This is a genomic window from Micromonospora sp. USAFONa4, from assembly GCF_057197825.1.
Map to the genome: position 1 here is coordinate 1239374 of NZ_CM170072.1, position 16970 is coordinate 1256343.

Annotated in this window: 16 protein-coding genes; 4 read left to right on the forward strand and 12 right to left on the reverse strand. The window is 71.8% G+C overall.

Going from position 1 to position 16970, the window contains the following annotated elements; genetic code table 11:
- Nucleotides 1-370: 370 nt before the first annotated feature.
- The 9 genes from AC0OO9_RS04840 to AC0OO9_RS04880 all read right to left on the reverse strand — a co-directional run bounded on the left by AC0OO9_RS04840 (nucleotide 371) and on the right by AC0OO9_RS04880 (nucleotide 7938).
- Nucleotides 371-742: a glyoxalase superfamily protein gene (locus tag AC0OO9_RS04840; RefSeq protein ID WP_484515899.1), complete on the reverse strand. Its 372-nt coding sequence runs from the start codon at nucleotides 740-742 to the stop codon at nucleotides 371-373.
- Between the two features lie 347 nt (nucleotides 743-1089).
- Nucleotides 1090-1515 carry a metal-sulfur cluster assembly factor gene (locus tag AC0OO9_RS04845; protein WP_421451749.1) on the reverse strand — a complete coding sequence of 142 codons (426 nt, stop codon included), beginning with the start codon at nucleotides 1513-1515 and terminating at the stop codon, nucleotides 1090-1092.
- Nucleotides 1512-1988, reverse strand: coding sequence for a Fe-S cluster assembly sulfur transfer protein SufU (gene sufU, locus AC0OO9_RS04850; protein WP_151453362.1), 477 nt, complete (start codon nucleotides 1986-1988; stop codon nucleotides 1512-1514). The genes AC0OO9_RS04845 and sufU overlap by 4 nt, the downstream gene beginning before the upstream one ends.
- Before the next feature lie 42 nt (nucleotides 1989-2030).
- Entirely contained in the window at nucleotides 2031-3335 is a 1305-nt protein-coding gene (locus AC0OO9_RS04855) for a cysteine desulfurase (RefSeq protein ID WP_484515902.1), read from the reverse strand.
- A 32-nt stretch (nucleotides 3336-3367) separates the two neighbouring features.
- Nucleotides 3368-4141 carry a Fe-S cluster assembly ATPase SufC gene (gene sufC / locus AC0OO9_RS04860; RefSeq protein WP_393002497.1) on the reverse strand — a complete coding sequence of 258 codons (774 nt, stop codon included), beginning with the start codon at nucleotides 4139-4141 and terminating at the stop codon, nucleotides 3368-3370.
- A complete protein-coding gene (locus AC0OO9_RS04865) occupies nucleotides 4141-4467 on the reverse strand; it encodes a non-heme iron oxygenase ferredoxin subunit (protein ID WP_484515905.1) in 327 nt (108 codons plus the stop codon). The genes sufC and AC0OO9_RS04865 overlap by 1 nt, the downstream gene beginning before the upstream one ends.
- Nucleotides 4467-5609, reverse strand: a complete 1143-nt coding sequence (sufD, locus tag AC0OO9_RS04870) for a Fe-S cluster assembly protein SufD (protein WP_484515906.1) — start codon at nucleotides 5607-5609, stop codon at nucleotides 4467-4469. Before sufD ends, AC0OO9_RS04865 begins: the two co-directional genes overlap by 1 nt.
- Before the next feature lie 143 nt (nucleotides 5610-5752).
- On the reverse strand, nucleotides 5753-7183 hold the full coding sequence (gene sufB / locus AC0OO9_RS04875; RefSeq protein ID WP_151453357.1) for a Fe-S cluster assembly protein SufB: 1431 nt from the start codon (nucleotides 7181-7183) through the stop codon (nucleotides 5753-5755).
- Nucleotides 7180-7938: a helix-turn-helix transcriptional regulator gene (locus AC0OO9_RS04880; protein WP_484515908.1), complete on the reverse strand. Its 759-nt coding sequence runs from the start codon at nucleotides 7936-7938 to the stop codon at nucleotides 7180-7182. Before AC0OO9_RS04880 ends, sufB begins: the two co-directional genes overlap by 4 nt.
- A gap of 98 nt (nucleotides 7939-8036) precedes the next feature.
- Here AC0OO9_RS04880 and AC0OO9_RS04885 point away from each other — a divergent pair, with 98 nt between their 5' ends.
- A complete protein-coding gene (locus tag AC0OO9_RS04885) occupies nucleotides 8037-8999 on the forward strand; it encodes a COX15/CtaA family protein (protein ID WP_484515909.1) in 963 nt (320 codons plus the stop codon).
- Between the two features lie 56 nt (nucleotides 9000-9055).
- Here AC0OO9_RS04885 and AC0OO9_RS04890 read toward each other — a convergent pair whose 3' ends face one another.
- The 3 genes from AC0OO9_RS04890 to AC0OO9_RS04900 all read right to left on the reverse strand — a co-directional run bounded on the left by AC0OO9_RS04890 (nucleotide 9056) and on the right by AC0OO9_RS04900 (nucleotide 11644).
- Nucleotides 9056-9979, reverse strand: coding sequence for an ATP-grasp domain-containing protein (locus AC0OO9_RS04890; RefSeq protein ID WP_484515911.1), 924 nt, complete (start codon nucleotides 9977-9979; stop codon nucleotides 9056-9058).
- A 6-nt stretch (nucleotides 9980-9985) separates the two neighbouring features.
- Entirely contained in the window at nucleotides 9986-10318 is a 333-nt protein-coding gene (locus AC0OO9_RS04895; RefSeq protein WP_132240329.1) for a hypothetical protein, read from the reverse strand.
- Nucleotides 10319-10684: 366 nt separating this feature from the next.
- Nucleotides 10685-11644 carry a heme o synthase gene (locus AC0OO9_RS04900; RefSeq protein ID WP_484515913.1) on the reverse strand — a complete coding sequence of 320 codons (960 nt, stop codon included), beginning with the start codon at nucleotides 11642-11644 and terminating at the stop codon, nucleotides 10685-10687.
- Between the two features lie 265 nt (nucleotides 11645-11909).
- Between AC0OO9_RS04900 and tkt the strand changes: the two genes are divergently transcribed.
- The 3 genes from tkt to AC0OO9_RS04915 all read left to right on the forward strand — a co-directional run bounded on the left by tkt (nucleotide 11910) and on the right by AC0OO9_RS04915 (nucleotide 16969).
- A complete protein-coding gene (gene tkt / locus AC0OO9_RS04905) occupies nucleotides 11910-14048 on the forward strand; it encodes a transketolase (protein WP_484515915.1) in 2139 nt (712 codons plus the stop codon).
- Between the two features lie 16 nt (nucleotides 14049-14064).
- Nucleotides 14065-15243 (forward strand): transaldolase, encoded by a 1179-nt coding sequence (gene tal, locus AC0OO9_RS04910; protein WP_357579573.1) that lies wholly within the window; start codon nucleotides 14065-14067, stop codon nucleotides 15241-15243.
- 76 nt (nucleotides 15244-15319) lie between these two features.
- Nucleotides 15320-16969 carry a glucose-6-phosphate isomerase gene (locus AC0OO9_RS04915; protein ID WP_484515917.1) on the forward strand — a complete coding sequence of 550 codons (1650 nt, stop codon included), beginning with the start codon at nucleotides 15320-15322 and terminating at the stop codon, nucleotides 16967-16969.
- The last annotated feature ends 1 nt before the right edge of the window (nucleotide 16970 follow it).

The following is a 16970-nucleotide window of genomic DNA, read 5'->3' on the forward strand; positions in this document are numbered from 1 at the left end:
CGGACTTCGCTCCGGCGATACCGGCGGTGGAGAGCAGCGTCGTCGGCGCCCCGCCCACCAACGCGCCGGCCATCGTCCTGGGCCCCGGATACAGCGGTCAGGTCCTGCTGCCCCGGGCTCCGCAACGGGTTCGGCCACTACCCCCAGTCGCAAGCGGTGACCTTGGCGGCGGCGCTGGAGAGGATTCACGGGCAGCGGCCGACGATCATCCGTAACGGGGTTGGAAGCTGGCAAACGCCCCGCACGTCGGCAAGACCGCGCGTCGCCTTGCATGACGAGCGATGGGCGGACGAACGTGCACTGATCTTGGCAGATCGGCGCACAGTCAGCAGTACGTCAAGGCATTGCCAGGGCTGCCGTGGGCCATCGATCAGCCGTTGGGGCGTGATTCGATCGCCTGCAGCGACCACCTGTTGCCGTCAGGATCGCCGAAGTAGACGAAGCTGCCCCATGGCTGCACCTCGACCTCGCTGGCATCGACGCCGGCGTCGAGCAGTTGCCGGCGCGCCGCCTCGGCGTCGGCGACCACAACCTGGATTTCCTGGCTGCCGGGAGTCTTGTCGGTGATGCCCTCGCCGATCACGATGGAGCAGGCCGAGCCGGGTGGTGTGAGCTGGACGAACCGCAGGCCCTCGTGCACCCTGTGATCGTGGTCGGCGTTGAAGCCCACCTTCTGGTAGAACGCCTTGGCCCGGTCGACATCGGTCACCGGAACGGGGATGAGTTCGATCTTCCAGTCCATGGACCCACCGTAGGACATGGTTACGGTTCCGCGCGGGGAGGCTGCAGCGTGGGTATCGCGTGGTGTGACTCGATGGAATAACTGGCCGGACCGCTACGCCGACGGGGCCCGGCTCCGGACCGGATGGACAACGTCGAGGCGGCGTGGAAGGCATTCCGCGTACGTCCGCCGGTCTAGGGTCCCTGAGGTGGTCAGGAGCGCGCAGGACGTTGTGGGCGTAATCGAGTCAGACCCGGGAGCCCAGCCGGAGCCGGACGTCACGAGGCCCAGGGCGATTCAGGGTGATCGCGCCGAGAAAACGTCGAGCGCGCCGCCCCTCCGGGACGACGCGCTCGACGAGAAACGGGTCAGACGTTGAAGCCGAGGGAGCGGAGCTGGTCGCGCCCCTCGTCGGTGATCTTGTCCGGCCCCCACGGCGGGAGCCACACCCAGTTGATCCGGATGTCGTCGACCAGGCCGCCGCCCGGTCCGGTGGTCAGCGCCTGCCGGGCCTGGTCCTCGATCACGTCGGTCAGCGGGCACGCCGCCGAGGTGAGCGTCATGTCCAGGGTGGCGACGTTGTCGTCGCCGACGTGCACGCCGTACACCAGGCCGAGGTCGACCACGTTGATGCCCAGCTCGGGGTCGACGACGTCCTTCATCGCCTCCTCGACGTCGGCGACGGCGGCCTTCCCCTTGGCCGCCGACGTGGCGGCCTCCGCGGCCGGAGCCGCCGGCACGGCCGCGCCCTCGGTCTCCGGGGTCGCCGCGGTGGCGGTGTCCTCGCTGCTCATGCCTCAACCTCCGTCGGGCTCACGCCCACACCGGCGCGTGCCGCGGCGTCCTTGAACGCCATCCACGGCAACAGCGCGCACTTGACCCGGGCGGGGTAGCGGGCGACGCCCGCGAACGCTACCCCGTCACCGAGCACGTCCTCGTCCGGCGTGACCTGGCCACGGCCGGACATCAACTCGACGAACGCCTCGTGCACCCGGAACGCGTCGCCCGCATCCCGGCCCACCAGCAGCTCGTGCAGCACGCTCGCCGACGCCTGGCTGATGGAGCAGCCCATGCCGTCGTACGAGACGTCGTGCAGCACGTCGCCGTCGGTGGCCACCCGCACGGTGACCTCGTCACCGCAGGTCGGGTTGACGTGGTGCGCCTCGGCGACCCGGGCGCCAGTGGCGTCCGGGTCGCGCAGGCCGCGACCGTGCGGGTGCTTGTAGTGGTCCAGGATGATCTCCTGGTAGAGAGATTCAAGCTGCATCGGGCTGAACTCCCGTCGATCCGCGGGCTCCTGCGTCGCCGCTCACTCGAACACCTTCCGCACCTGCTCCAGGCCCGCCACCAGGGCGTCGATCTCCTCGGTGGTGGTGTAGAGGTAGAACGAGGCCCGCGTCATGGCCGGCACGCCGAACCGGCTGCACACCGGCTTGGCGCAGTGGTGGCCGACGCGCACCTGCACGCCCAGCGAGTCGAGCACCTGCCCGACGTCGTGCGGGTGGATGTCGCCGAGGGCGAACGAGATCGTGCCGCCCCGGCCCACCGGCACGGCCGGCCCGAAGATCCGCAGGCCGGGCACCGTGGCGAGGGCGTCCAGCGCGTACGCCGTCAGCTCCTTCTCGTGCCACTGGATGGCCCGCATCCCGATGCCGGCGAGGTAGTCGACGGCCGCGCCGAGCGCGACCGCCTCCGCGATCGGCGGGGTGCCCGCCTCGAACCGGGCCGGCGGCGCGGCGAACGTCGAGCGGGCCATGGTGACCGTCTCGATCATCGACCCGCCGCCCAGCACCGGCGGCATCGCCGCCAGCAGCTCGGCCCGGCCCCAGAGCACGCCGATGCCGGTCGGGCCGCACATCTTGTGCCCGGTGAAGACGATGAAGTCGGCGTCGTAGTCGACCACGTCCATCGGCATGTGCGGCACCGACTGGGAGCAGTCGAGCAGCAGCAGCGCGCCCACCTCGCGGACCCGCGCGGTGATCCGCGAGGTGGCGTTGACCGTGCCGAGGATGTTGGACGTGTGCACCAGCGAGACGATCTTCGTCCGCTCGGTGACCAGGTCCTCCAGCCCCGACTCGTCCAGCCGCCCCTGGTCGGTGACCGGGAACCAGCGCAGGGTCGCGCCGGTGCGCTCGCAGAGCAGCTGCCACGGCACGATGTTCGAGTGGTGCTCCATCTCGGAGATCACCACCTCGTCGCCGGGACCGAGCCGGAACCGGGGGTCGCCGTCGGGCCGCAGCGACGCGTTGGAGAACGCGTACGCGACGATGTTGATCGCCTCGGTGGAGTTCTTGGTGAACACCACCTCGTCCACGTTCGGCGCGTTGATGAACGCGGCGATCTTCGCCCGCGCGCCCTCGTACGCCTCGGTGGCCTCGGTGCCCAGGGTGTGCACCGAGCGGGACACGTTGGCGTTGTGCATCGCGTAGTGCTCGCCGAGCACGTCGAGCACCTGCCGCGGCTTGTGCGAGGTGTTGGCGCTGTCGAGGTAGACCAGCCGGTGCCCGTTGACCTCCCGGTCGAGGATCGGGAAGTCGGCGCGCACCTTCGCCACGTCGTAACGCGGCACGTCGTCGTACTGCGGCATCCCCGACGGGATCGCGATGGAAGTCATGTCGACCGGCCCACCCATTCTTCCGAGAGGACTCAGGCCCGCGCCGCGCCGGCCCCGGCGACGTAGCGCTCGTAGCCCTCTTCCTCGAGCTTGTCGGCCAGCTCCGGGCCGCCCTGCTCGACGATCCGGCCGGCGACGAAGACGTGCACGAAGTCCGGCTTGATGTAGCGCAGGATCCGGGTGTAGTGGGTGATCAGCAGCATCCCGGTGTCGCCGGTGTCGCGGACCCGGTTGACGCCCTCGCTGACCACGCGCAGCGCGTCCACGTCGAGGCCGGAGTCGGTCTCGTCGAGGATCGCGATCTTCGGCTTGAGCAGCTCCAGCTGCACGATCTCGTGCCGCTTCTTCTCACCGCCGGAGAAGCCCTCGTTGACGTTGCGCTGGGCGAACGCCGGGTCCATCTGGAGGCGCTCCATGGCCCCGCGCAGCTCGCCACCCCAGGTGCGCAGCTTGGGCGCCTGGCCGTCGATGGCGGTCTTGGCGGTACGCAGGAAGTTCGCCACCGAGACGCCGGGGACCTCGACCGGGTACTGCATGGCCAGGAAGAGGCCGGCGCGGGCGCGCTCGTCCACGGACAGGGCCAGCACGTCCTCGCCGTCGAGGGTCACCGATCCGCCGGTGATCTCGTACTTGGGGTGGCCGGCGATCGAGTAGGCCAGGGTGGACTTGCCGGAGCCGTTCGGGCCCATGATCGCGTGGGTCTCACCCGAGCGGACGGTCAGGTCGACACCGGCCAGGATCGGCTTGAGCTCACCCTCGGGCAGCTTGACCGACACCTTCAGGTCGCGGATCTCCAGGGTGCTCATTATCGGGTCACTCCATTGCTCGGCGTGAGACTGACGTAGATGTCGCCGTCTCGGACTTCGACGGGATAGACGGGAACGGGTTCGGTGGCGGGCAGCCCGGTCGGCTCGCCGGTCCTCAGGTCGAAACGGGATCCGTGCAGCCAGCATTCCAGCGTGCAGCCCTCGACCTCCCCCTCGGAGAGGGCGACCGCGGCGTGCGAGCACTCGTCGTAGGCGGCGTAGAAGACGCCGTCCTCGCCGTGCACCAGCGCGATCGGGGTGCCGTCGACGTTTGCGCTGACCACGGTGCCCTTCGGCACGTCCTCGGTGGCGCAGAGGCGGATCATCAGGCGCCGGCCTTCGCGAGCCGGGCCTCGATGGCGTCGCCCAGCCGCTCGCGCAGCTCCTCGACCGGGATCTTGTTGATCAGCTCGGCGAAGAAGCCGCGGACCACCAGGCGCCGCGCCTCGGCCTCCGGGATGCCCCGGGCCATCAGGTAGAACAGCTGCTCGTCGTCGAAGCGGCCGGTCGCGCTCGCGTGCCCGGCGCCGGCGATCTCGCCGGTCTCGATCTCCAGATTGGGTACGGAGTCCGCCCGCGCGCCGTCGGTCAGCAGCAGGTTCCGGTTGATCTCGTACGTGTCGGTGCCGGTCGCCTCGGCGCGGATCAGCACGTCGCCCACCCAGACGGTGCGCGCGCTCTCGCCCTGCAGGGCGCCCCGGTAGCCGACGTAGCTGCGGCAGTCGGGCACGGTGTGGTCGACCAGCTGGCGGTGCTCCAGGTGCTGACCCGAGTCGGCGAAGTAGAGGCCGTACAGCTCGGCCTCGCCGCCCCGGTCGGTGTACTCCACCGAGGTGTACTGCCGGACCAGGTCGCCGCCGAGGGAGACCTGGACGTGCACGACCTTCGCGTCGCGGCCCAGCCGGACCTTCAGGTGCTGGGCCTGGACGGCGTCGTCGGCCCAGTCCGCGACGGTGACCAGGGTCAGCTTCGCCCCGTCGGCCACCGCCACCTCGACGTTGTCGGCCAGCGTCGCCGAGCCGACGTGCTCCACCACCAGGGTCACCTCGGCGAACCGGCCCACCTCGACGAAGGTGTGCCCGAAGGCCAGGCCCTCGACGCCCTCGCCGACCACCCGCAGGCTCACCGGCTCGGCCACCACGGCGTCGCGGGCGACCTGGACCAGCAGCGCCTGGTCGGCCCCGCCGTAGGCCAGCGCGCTGACCCGGTCGACCGGGGTGAGCACGCTGCCCACCCGCGGGTCGTCGGAGCCGATCCGCCCGACGGTGACGCCCTCGGGCAGGTCGCCGTGCTCGTGGCGGACCGCGCCGGTGGCGGCCGGCGACGCGCCGACCAGCCCGCGCAGCCGCTTGAGCGGGGTGAAGCGCCACTCCTCCTCCAGGCCGGTCAGGGCCGGGAAGTCGGCGACGTCGTACGAGCGGAGCGCCTGCGACTTGGTGCTGGGCGGCGCGGAAGCCTGGGTAGTCATCTCTTCCTTGGTCTGTTCTGCGACGACGGTGTCATTGGTCGGAGGTCGGTCGGTGTCCGCGCGGCCCGGTCAGACGGGTCGGCGTCCACCGGCCCCCGCAGCGGGCCGGCTTTCGGCGCGGCCCGCAGCGGGTCGGGGCGGCGTCAGCCGACCGCGCCCTCCATCTGGAGCTCGATCAGGCGGTTGAGTTCCAGGGCGTACTCCATCGGGAGCTCCTTGGCGATCGGCTCGATGAAGCCGCGAACGATCATCGCCATCGCCTCGTCCTCGCTCAGGCCCCGGCTCATCAGGTAGAAGAGCTGGTCGTCGCTGATCTTGGAGACGGTCGCCTCGTGCCCCATCGACACGTCGTCCTCGCGGATGTCGACGTACGGGTAGGTGTCCGAGCGGGAGATGGTGTCGACAAGCAGGGCGTCGCACTTGACCGTGCTGCGGCTGCTGTGCGAGCCCTCCAGCACCTGGACCAGGCCCCGGTACGACGTGCGGCCGCCGCCCCGGGCGATCGACTTGGAGACGATGGTCGAGGAGGTGTGCGGCGCGGCGTGCACCATCTTGGCGCCCGCGTCCTGGTGCTGGCCCTCGCCGGCCATGGCCACCGAGAGCACCTCGCCCTTGGCGTGCTCGCCGGTCATGTAGACCGCCGGGTACTTCATGGTGACCTTGGAGCCGATGTTGCCGTCGACCCACTCCATGGTCGCGCCCTCGTGGCAGACGGCCCGCTTGGTGACCAGGTTGTAGACGTTGTTCGACCAGTTCTGGATGGTCGTGTAGCGGCACCGGGCGTTCTTCTTGACGATGATCTCCACGACCGCGCTGTGCAGCGAGTCGGAGGAGTAGAGCGGCGCGGTGCAGCCCTCGACGTAGTGCACGTACGCGCCCTCGTCGACGATGATCAGCGTCCGCTCGAACTGGCCCATGTTCTCCGTGTTGATCCGGAAGTAGGCCTGCAGCGGGATCTCCACGTGCACGCCCTTCGGCACGTAGATGAACGAGCCGCCGGACCACACGGAGGTGTTCAGCGCGGCGAACTTGTTGTCGCCGACCGGGATCACCGTGCCGAAGTACTCCTTGAAGACGTCCTCGTGCTCGCGCAGGGCGGTGTCGGTGTCCAGGAAGACGACACCCTGCTCCTCGAGGTCCTCACGGATCTTGTGGTAGACGACCTCGGACTCGTACTGCGCCGCGACGCCGGCGACCAGCCGCTGCTTCTCCGCCTCGGGGATGCCCAGCCGGTCGTAGGTGTTCTTGATGTCCTCGGGCAGGTCCTCCCAGCTGGTGGCCTGCTTCTCGGTGGACCGGACGAAGTACTTGATGTTGTCGAAGTCGATCCCCGTGAGGTCGGCGCCCCAGGCCGGCATCGGCTTGCGGCCGAACAGCCGCAGGCCCTTCAGCCGCAGGTCGAGCATCCAGGCCGGCTCGTTCTTCTTGGCCGAGATGTCCCGCACCACCGCCTCGTTGAGGCCGCGCTGGGCGACCGCCCCGGCGACGTCGGGGTCGGCCCAGCCGTATTCGTAGCGACCCAGGGCGGCGAGCTGCTCTTCCTGCGTCAGGGGCTGGACGATCTGCTCGGTCATCTATCTGTCCTCACAGTGGTGACGGTCTTACCGGAACGGGCACGCCCCGGCTGGGTGGGAATGTGCGTGGTGCACACTCCGTCGCCGTGCGCGATGGTGGCCAGGCGCTGCACGTGGGTGCCGACCAGGCGGGAGATCACCGCGGTCTCGGCCTCGCACAGCTGGGGAAACTCGGCGGCCACGTGCGCCACCGGGCAGTGGTGCTGACAGAGCTGGCCGCCGGTGGCGATCGTGGACGCGTTCGCAGCGTAACCCTCGGCGGTCAGCGCTCCGGCGAGTGCCTCGGCCCGCGCGAGCGGGTCGTCGCCGGCGTCCTCCATGGCGGCCCGGCAGCGGGTCTCCAGCGCGGCGACCTGGTCGGCGGCGAACGCCTCGACCGCCGCGGCGCCGCCGTTGCGGGCGATCCAGCGCAGCGCGGCGGTGGCCATGTTGTCGTAGTGGTGGGTGCCGCAGCGGACCCGGGCCGCGTCGGTCAGCACGAACACCTTCGCCGGCCGGCCCCGGCCGCGGTGGCCGCGGACGGTCTGCTCGCGGGCGAGCACGTCGCCGTCGGCGAGCATCGCGTCGAGGTGGCGGCGGATCGCGGCCGGGCTGAGCCCGAGCACCGAGCCGAGCTGCGCGGCGGTGGTCGCGCCCCGCTCCAGCAGCAGCTGGGTGACCCGGTCACGGGTGGAGAGATCCGCGACGGACGCGGACTGACCGGCGGCCGGGACGGCCGCCGGCTGGTGCCCGGAGAGCGCCGCCGCGTTTTTCACAACGCCAACGTTACGTAATTCGTCCGGGGCCCGCAAACCCGGGCCCCGGTGATCCGAACCACCGCACGGACGGAGTCACCCGATCGTGCTCCACTACGGTGCGTAGGATTTGCGCCGTGAAGCGATCCGTCCGGTTCCCGGTCTCCACCGCCCTGCTGCGCCGTCTCGCGCTCGCCTCGATCATCGCGAACGTGGGCATCGTCGTCACCGGCGGGGCCGTCCGGCTCACCGGGTCCGGCCTCGGCTGCCCCACCTGGCCCAGGTGCACCGAGGAGTCGTACGTGACGACGCCGGAGATGGGCATCTACGGAGTGATCGAGTTCGGCAACCGCCTGCTCACCTTCGCGGTCGGCTTCATCGCGCTGGCGGTGCTGCTGGCCGTGCTGCTGCACCTCCCCCGGCGCCGGGACCTGGTCCCGCTCGCGGTCGCCGTGCTCTTCGGCATCCCCGCACAGGCGATCATCGGCGGGATCACCGTGCTCACCGACCTCAACCCGTGGGTGGTCGGCCTGCACTTCCTCGCCTCGATGCTGGTGATCGCGGCCGCGTACGCGCTGTGGCGGCGGGTCAAGGACCCGGTGGGCCCGGCGGAGGCCGTCGTGCCCACCCCGCTGCGGACCCTGACCGCGATCACCACCGTGGTCAGCGCGGCGGTGCTGGTGATCGGCACCTGGGTGACCGGCAGCGGCCCGCACGCGGGCGACCACGGCGCCGCCCGCAACGGGCTCGACCCGGAGACGATCTCCCAGGTGCACGCCGACAGCGTCTTCCTGCTGATCGGCCTGTCCGTGGCGCTGGTCTTCGCCTTCCGCGCGGTCGGCGCGCAGCGGGCCGCGCGGGCCGCGCTGGTGCTCGTCGGCGTCGAGCTGAGCCAGGGCCTCATCGGCTTCGTGCAGTACTTCACCAACCTGCCGGCGCTGCTGGTGGGCGCGCACATGCTGGGTTCCTGCCTGGTGCTGCTGGCCACCCTCTCGGTGCAGTGGTCCACCCGCGAGCGCCGCCCGGTCGGGCCGGCCCCCGCCCCGGACGCCGCCGACCGGGCCGTCCCGGTCGCCGCCTGACCGCGCCCCGGCCGGTCCGGCTGCGCACCTGAGCGCTCCCCCACCCGCCCCGACGGTCAGCCGGCGGCGCGGTCCAGGTGGGTCAGGATCGCGTCGGCCAGGCGGTCGGCGGCGCCGGCGGCGTGGCCGAGGAACAGCGACGGCTCGGTGAGTTCCAGCTCCACCAGGACCGGCGCGCCGTCCGGGCCCGGGATCAGGTCCACCCGGGCGTAGAGCAGCCGTCCCGGCCCGCCTGGCACCGCCGCGAGGGCCCGCTCCGCCACCGCCGACTGCTCCGGGGTGGCGGTGCGGGCGGTGATCTCCTCGGGCCGGTACAGCGCGTCGGCGCCGAGGTCCGGGCCGGTCAGCATCGGGCCCTTGCGGATGGCGTGGCTGAACGTCGGGCCGTCCGGACCGGCCAGGAAGAGCAGCGCCGTCTCGCCGGCCGTGTCGACCGCGTCGAGGTACGGCTGCACCATGGTCAGCCGCCCGGCGTCCGACAGCCGCCGCACGTGCGCCACGGCCAGTTCCCGGTGGTGCGGATCGGCCAGGTCGTAGCGGCCGGTGTCCTGGCTGCCCGCGCTGACGGCCGGCTTGACGACGTACTCGCCGCGGACGGCGGGCGGTCGCCAGCCCTCCCCCGGCGCGACCCAGGACGTCGGCACGGTGGGCACCCCGGCCGCGGCCAGCTCGGCCAGGTACCGCTTGTCGGTGTTCCAGCGCACCACGTCGGCCGGGTTGGCCAGGGCGGGGACCCGCGACGCCCAGGCGACGAACTCGTCGCGGCGCAGCGCGTAGTCCCACGGCGAGCGGAGCACCGCCAGGTCGTACGCGGCCCAGTCGGCGGCCGGGTCGGCCCAGTCCACCGCCTCGGTGCTCACGCCGCGGCGCGCCAGCGGGTCGAGCAGCAGCCGGTCGTCGGGGTCGAGGTCGGGCAGGTCGGCACAGGTGACGAGAGCGACCCGGGGTTTCCCCCGGGTCGGCTGGTGGTGATCGGTCAAGTTATGTCAACGGGCCATCGTGCGACGGGCCATCGACCGCCAGAGGTCGTTGCTCGGACGCATCTGGTCCATCAGTTCACGCTCCCAGGCGTTCTCGACGGTGACTCCCGCCTTCGCGCAGGCCTGCCGCGCCACGACGGTGTCGTCGGCGAACTGGTCGCCCCACACCCCGTCCTCGCCCACGAGGACGATGCGCGCGCCACGCTTGCCGACGTACTCGATGACCGCCTTCGCCCCGCCGTGACCGGCGGCGAACGACTTGATGCCCGCGACCAGGCCCTGCGGGGCCTGCCCGGGGGTCTGCTCGGCCGTCAGCGTCGTATCGGAACCATCTGCCATGTCGGGAAGCGTAAGCAGACTTGCACCCGGGCGGGCGAGAACCATGAACCTTTTGTGATGCCAATTACCCGCAGGTTTAAGGAGAACCACAGGCGAAATGCCCAGTCTTGTCCGGACTTATCCCGCCAAAAGGTCGGCCCGAACCGGGCCGGCCCGGGCCATCCGAGCGGTTCTGGAACCATACCGACGGCGTCACCGATGTGACAAGAAACCCGGACAAGCCATGCACGATGATGATTTGCCGGTACGGCCTCCGGCCGCCGGGGACCGGGCGGTACGGCCCTCCCGCCGGGACCGGGGCGGGACGGACCAGGCCGGGATCCGGCTTCGACGCGGCGGCCCGCCGGAGCGGCGGGCGCAGCCGGGTCAGATCAGCGCGTCGAGCGCGACGGCGGCGAAGAGGATGGTCAGATAGGTCGTCGACCAGTGGAACAGCCGCATCGGCTTGACGGCCTGCCCCCGCGCCACCCGGCGGGCGAGCTTGTGCGCCTCCACCACGAAGATGGCGCCGACCACCACGGCGGGCACGCCGTAGATGAGGCTCATCCCCAGCGGCCACACGGCCAGCGAGGACGCCACGGTCAGCCAGGCGAAGCCGATGATCTCGGCGTTGACCCGCCGCGTGGAGGCCACCACCGGCAGCATCGGGATGCCGGCCCGGGCGTAGTCGTCCTTGTACTTCATCGCCAGCGGGTAGAAGTGCGGCATCTGCCAGAAGAAGACCACCGCGAAGAGCGCCCACGCGGCCGGGGAGAGCGTCCCGGTGACCGCCGCCCAGCCGATCAGCACCGGCGCCGCCCCGCAGGCCCCGCCCCAGAACGTGTTCGCCGTCGTGGTGCGCTTGAGCCAGAGGGTGTAGACGACGTCGTAGTAGACGATCGCGGCCAGCGTGAGCCCGGCGGCCAGCAGGTTGGTGAACGCCGCCATCATCGCGACCGACACCGCCGCCAGCACCAGCCCGAAGATCAACGCGTTGCGCGGTGTCACGGTGTGCGTCGGCAGCGGGCGGCGCTTGGTGCGCCGCATCAGCTGGTCGATGTCCCGGTCGATGTAGCAGTTGATGACGCTGGCCGCGCCCGCGGCGAGCGAGCCGCCGACCAGCACCACGGCCACCAGCCAGAGCGACGGCATCCCGCCGTCCGCGAGCATCATCGCCGGCACCGTGGTGACGAGGAGCAGCTCCACGATCCGCGGCTTGGTCAGCGTCACGTAGGCCGCGACCACCGCGCGGACGTCCCGGCGGGCCACCTCCGACGTCTCCGCCGCAGTCCGCACCGGCGGCTGCCCGGCAGAGTTGCTGACGGGGCGCTCGGTGATCATGCTCACGGATTGCCACCTTCCGGCGTCGGCAGGGGAGGTCGGATCGGCCGGACCCGACTGGGGCCACACGCCGGACCACAGACTACGCGTCGTCGTTTTGGCTGCCCGGGCGACCCGACAACGGTGCGGGCCGTCACACCGTCGGGGCAGCGCCGCGCACCGGCGCGGACCAGTACAGACCGGCATGCAGAGATCCCTGGGCGGACGTTTAGGACCGCTCGATAGGGTCATCACTGAGGGTTCCGCCCATCTGCCGAGGAGCACAACCATCGTGGCTGCCAACCGACCCGAGCACCCCGCACTCAACTGGTCCGACCTCGACCGCCGGGCCGTCGACACCGTCCGCGTGCTGGCCATGGACGCCGTGGAGAAATCCGGCAACGGCCACCCGGGCACCGCGATGAGCCTCGCGCCCGCGGCCTACCTGCTCTTCAACCGGGTCATGCGGCACAACCCGGCCGACCCGAACTGGCCCGGCCGGGACCGCTTCGTGCTCTCCGCGGGCCACTCCAGCCTCACCCTCTACATCCAGCTCTTCCTCTCCGGCTACCCGCTGGCCCTGGAGGACCTGAAGTCGCTGCGGCAGTGGGGCTCGCTGACCCCGGGCCACCCGGAGCACGGGCACACCCCCGGCGTGGAGACCACCACCGGGCCGCTCGGGCAGGGCCTCGGCAACGCGGTCGGCATGGCGATGGCGGCCCGCCGCGAGCGCGGCCTGTTCGACCCGGAGGCGGAGCCGGGCCGGTCGGTCTTCGACCACGACATCTGGTGCATCGCCTCGGACGGCGACATCGAGGAGGGCATCAGCCACGAGGCCAGCGCGCTCGCCGGGCACCAGCAGCTCGGCAACCTCACGGTGATCTACGACGACAACGAGATCTCGATCGAGGACGACACCCGCATCGCCAAGAGCGAGGACGTCGCGGCCCGCTACGAGGCGTACGGCTGGCACGTGCAGACCGTCGACTGGCGCGCCGGCGACGCCGACCAGGGCGACTACCACGAGGACGTGGAGGCCCTGTACCGGGCGCTGCTGGCGGCGAAGGCCGAGACCGGCCGCCCCTCGTTCATCGCGCTGCGCACCATCATCGGCTGGCCCGCGCCCAACAAGAAGAACACCGGCAAGATCCACGGTTCGGCGCTGGGCGCCGACGAGGTGGCGGCCACCAAGCAGCTGCTCGGCTTCGACCCGGCCCGCTCCTTCGAGGTCGGCGAGGAGGTGCTCGGGCACGCCCGCACGGTGATGGAGCGCGGCGCGCAGGCCCAGCAGGAGTGGACCACGGCGTTCGACGGCTGGGCGAAGGCCAACGCGGAGCGCCGCGCACTCTACGACCGGATGGCCGGACGGGTCCTGCCGACCGGCTGGACCGAGGCGCTGCCGGAGTTCCCGGCCGACGCCAAGGGCGTCGCCACCCGGGCGGCCTCCGGCAAGGTCCTGGAGGCGCTCGCCGGAGTGCTGCCGGAGCTGTGGGGCGGCTCGGCCGACCTGGCGGAGAGCAACAACACCACCATGAAGGGCGAGCCGTCCTTCGTCCCCGCCGTCCACGCCACCAAGGACTTCCCCGGCCACGAGTACGGCCGCACGCTGCACTTCGGCATCCGCGAGCACGCCATGGGCGCCATCCTCAACGGCATCGCGCTGCACGGCGGCACCCGCCCGTACGGCGGCACCTTCCTGGTCTTCAGCGACTACATGCGCCCGGCGGTACGGCTCGCCGCGCTGATGAAGCTGCCGGTGGTCTACGTCTGGACGCACGACTCGATCGGCCTCGGCGAGGACGGCCCGACGCACCAGCCGGTGGAGCACCTGACCGCGCTGCGCGCCATCCCCGGCCTGGACGTGGTCCGGCCGGCCGACGCCAACGAGACCGCCTGGGCCTGGCGGCAGGCCCTGGAGCACACCGACCGGCCGACCGCGCTGGCGCTGAGCCGGCAACCGCTGCCGACGCTGGACCGGTCGACCCTGGCCGGCGCCGAGGGCGTGGCCAAGGGCGGTTACGTGCTGGCCGAGGCGTCCAACGGCAAGCCGCAGGTCATCCTCGTCGGCACCGGCTCCGAGGTGCAGCTCTGCCTGACCGCCCGCGACCGGCTGGAGGCCGACGGCACCCCGACCCGGGTCGTCTCGATGCCCTGCCAGGAGTGGTTCTTCGAGCAGGACGAGGCGTACCGGGAGTCGGTGCTGCCGCGCGGGGTAAAGGCACGGGTGAGCGTGGAGGCGGGCATCGCCATGTCCTGGCGCGGCATCGTCGGCGACTGCGGCGAGAGCGTGAGCCTGGAGCACTACGGCGCGAGTGCCCCGCACTCCGTGCTCTTCGAGCAGTTCGGATTCACCCCCGACCGGATCGTGGCCGCCGCGCACGCGGCACTGACCCGGATGGGCGACATCACCGGTTTCACCACCGGCAACTGAGGGGAGCGTGGACGGCATGACGGACAGGCTGAGTGAACTCACCGCCGCAGGCGTGGCGGTCTGGCTCGACGACCTTTCCCGGGTACGGCTGTCCTCCGGCGGGCTGGACCAGCTCCGCCGGGAGAAGCACGTGGCCGGGGTGACCACCAACCCGACGATCTTCGCCAAGGCGCTGAGCGACGCCGACGAGTACGACTGGCAGCTGCGCGACCTCGCCTCCCGTGGGGTGGAGGTCGAGGAGGCCGTACGCATGCTCACCACGTACGACGTGCGGTGGGCGTGCGACGTGATGCGCCCGTCGTACGAGGGCAGCGGCGGGGTCGACGGCCGGGTCTCCATCGAGGTGGACCCGCGCCTGGCCCACGAGACCGACAGGACCGTCGCCGAGGCCAAGGCGCTGTGGTGGCTGGTCGACCGGCCGAACCTCTTCATCAAGATCCCGGCCACCGAGGCCGGCCTGCCGGCGATCACCGCCACCCTGGCGGAGGGGATCAGCGTCAACGTCACGCTGATCTTCGGGCTGGACCGCTACTCGCAGGTGATGGAGGCGTTCCTGGCCGGCCTGGAGCAGGCGAAGGCGAACGGGCACGACCTGTCGAAGATCGGGTCGGTCGCGTCGTTCTTCGTCTCCCGCGTCGACAGCGAGGTCGACAAGCGGCTGGAGAAGCTCGGCTCCGACGAGGCCAAGGCGCTGCGCGGCAAGGCCGCCGTCGCCAACGCCAAGCTCGCGTACGAGCGCTACGGCGAGGTGTTCTCGTCCGACCGCTGGCAGGCGCTCGCCGACGCCGGCGCCCACCCGCAGCGGCCGCTGTGGGCCTCCACCTCGACCAAGAACCCGGACTACCGGGACGTCATCTACGTCGAGGAACTGATCGCTCCCGGCACGGTCAACACCATGCCGGAGCCGGTCGTGCACGCGTACGCCGACCATGGCGAGACCCGCGGCGACACCATCACCGGTTCGTACGACGAGGCCCGCAAGGCCTTCGCGGACCTGGAGTCGGTCGGGATCGACATGGCCGACGTCATCGAGACCCTGGAGCGCGAGGGCGTGGAGAAGTTCGAGGCGAGCTGGCAGGAACTGCTCGACGGCGTCCGCAAGTCGCTGGCGGCCGCGGGCCGCGGCGCCGGCAACCCGAGCGACGCCGCGAAGGACAACGCGCAGGCCGCGCAGCAGGCGGGAGGGAACGCGTGAGCGAGCGTAGCGAGCGAACCATCAGGCTCAGCAGTGCGGCGCCTCGCGCCGCCGCCGAGCGGAGCGAGGTGGCGGCGTGAGTGATCTGCTCAACGGGGCGGTCGAGGCCGCCGCCGGGCTCTCCGTGCACGGGGCCGACAACGTCGACAAGTCGGCCCCCGCCTCCACCCGGGACGCGCTGGTGAACGCCGGCACGCCGGGCAAGCTGGCCGCGAAGGACCCGACCCTGTGGGGTCCGGACGCCGAGGCGGAGGCGAAGATCCGCCTCGGCTGGGTGGACACCTACCTGCGCAGCCGCGAGCTGCTCCCCCAGCTCGCCGAGCTGAAGGCGGAGCTGGCCGACCTGGACCACGTGGTGCTCGCCGGGATGGGCGGCTCGTCGCTGGCCCCCGAGGTCATCGCCCGTACCCTCGGCAAGCCGCTGACCGTGCTCGACACCACCGACCCGGGGCAGATCCGGGCGGCGCTGGCCGACCGGCTGGAACGCACCGTGGTCGTGGTGGCCAGCAAGTCCGGTTCGACGGTCGAGACCGACAGCCACCGCCGGGCGTACTGGCAGGCGTTCCTCGACGCGGGGATGACCGAGGCGGAGGCCGGCCGGCACTTCGTCGTCGTCACCGACCCGGGCTCGCCGCTGGAGGCCACCGCCGCCGAGATGGGTGCCTTCACCGTACTCGCCGACCCGAACGTCGGCGGCCGTTATGCGGCGTTGACCGCGTTCGGGCTGGTCCCGTCGGCGCTGGCCGGGGTCGAGGTGGCCGAGCTGCTCGACGAGGCGGAGGCGCTGGCGGCCTCCCTGGGCGGGGACCGCGACAACCCGGCCCTGGCGCTCGGCGCGGCCCTCGGGGCGGCGGCCACCATGGGCCGGGACAAGGTCGCCCTGATCTCCGACGGCACCGGCATCGAGGGCCTCGGCGACTGGGCCGAGCAGCTGATCGCCGAGTCCACCGGCAAGGCCGGGGTCGGCATCCTGCCGGTCGTCGTGGAGTCGCCGCAGAGCCCCGGCGCCGCCGGCGACGACGTGCTCACCGTGACCTACGGCGGCGCGCTGCCCGCCGGCGCCGTCCCCGGCGGCGGCGTGGACGCCGACGTGGCCGTCAACGGCCCGCTCGGCGCGCACTTCCTGGCCTGGGAGTACGCCACCGCGATCGCCGGTGTGGTGCTCGGCATCGACCCGTTCGACCAGCCCAACGTCACCGAGTCCAAGGAGAACACCAACCGCATCCTCGCCTCGGGTCCGCCGGCGGAGACGCCGTCGTTCACCGAGGGCGCGATCGAGGTGTACGCGCCGCAGGGCGCCCCCGGCGACCTGGCCGGCGTGCTCCGCCAGCTCGTCGACGCGACGGGCGACGACGGCTACCTCGCGGTGATGGCGTACCTCGACCGGTTCGCCGACGCCGACGCGGCCCGGCTGCGGCCGCTGCTGGCCGGTGCCGCCGGCCGGCCGGTCACCTTCGGGTGGGGCCCGCGCTTCCTGCACTCCACCGGCCAGTACCACAAGGGCGGTCCGCAGGTCGGCAGCTACCTCCAGCTCACCGGCGCGGTCGTCGACGACCTGCCGGTGCCGGGCAGGCCCTACACCTTCGGGCAGTTGCAGGCGGCGCAGGCCGCCGGCGACCGGCAGGCCCTGGCCGAGCGGGAGCGCCCGGTGGTCCGGCTGCACCTGACCGACCGGTCGGCGGGCGTGGCCCAGCTGCTCGATGCCGTCGGGGCGTTGCGGGCGTGAC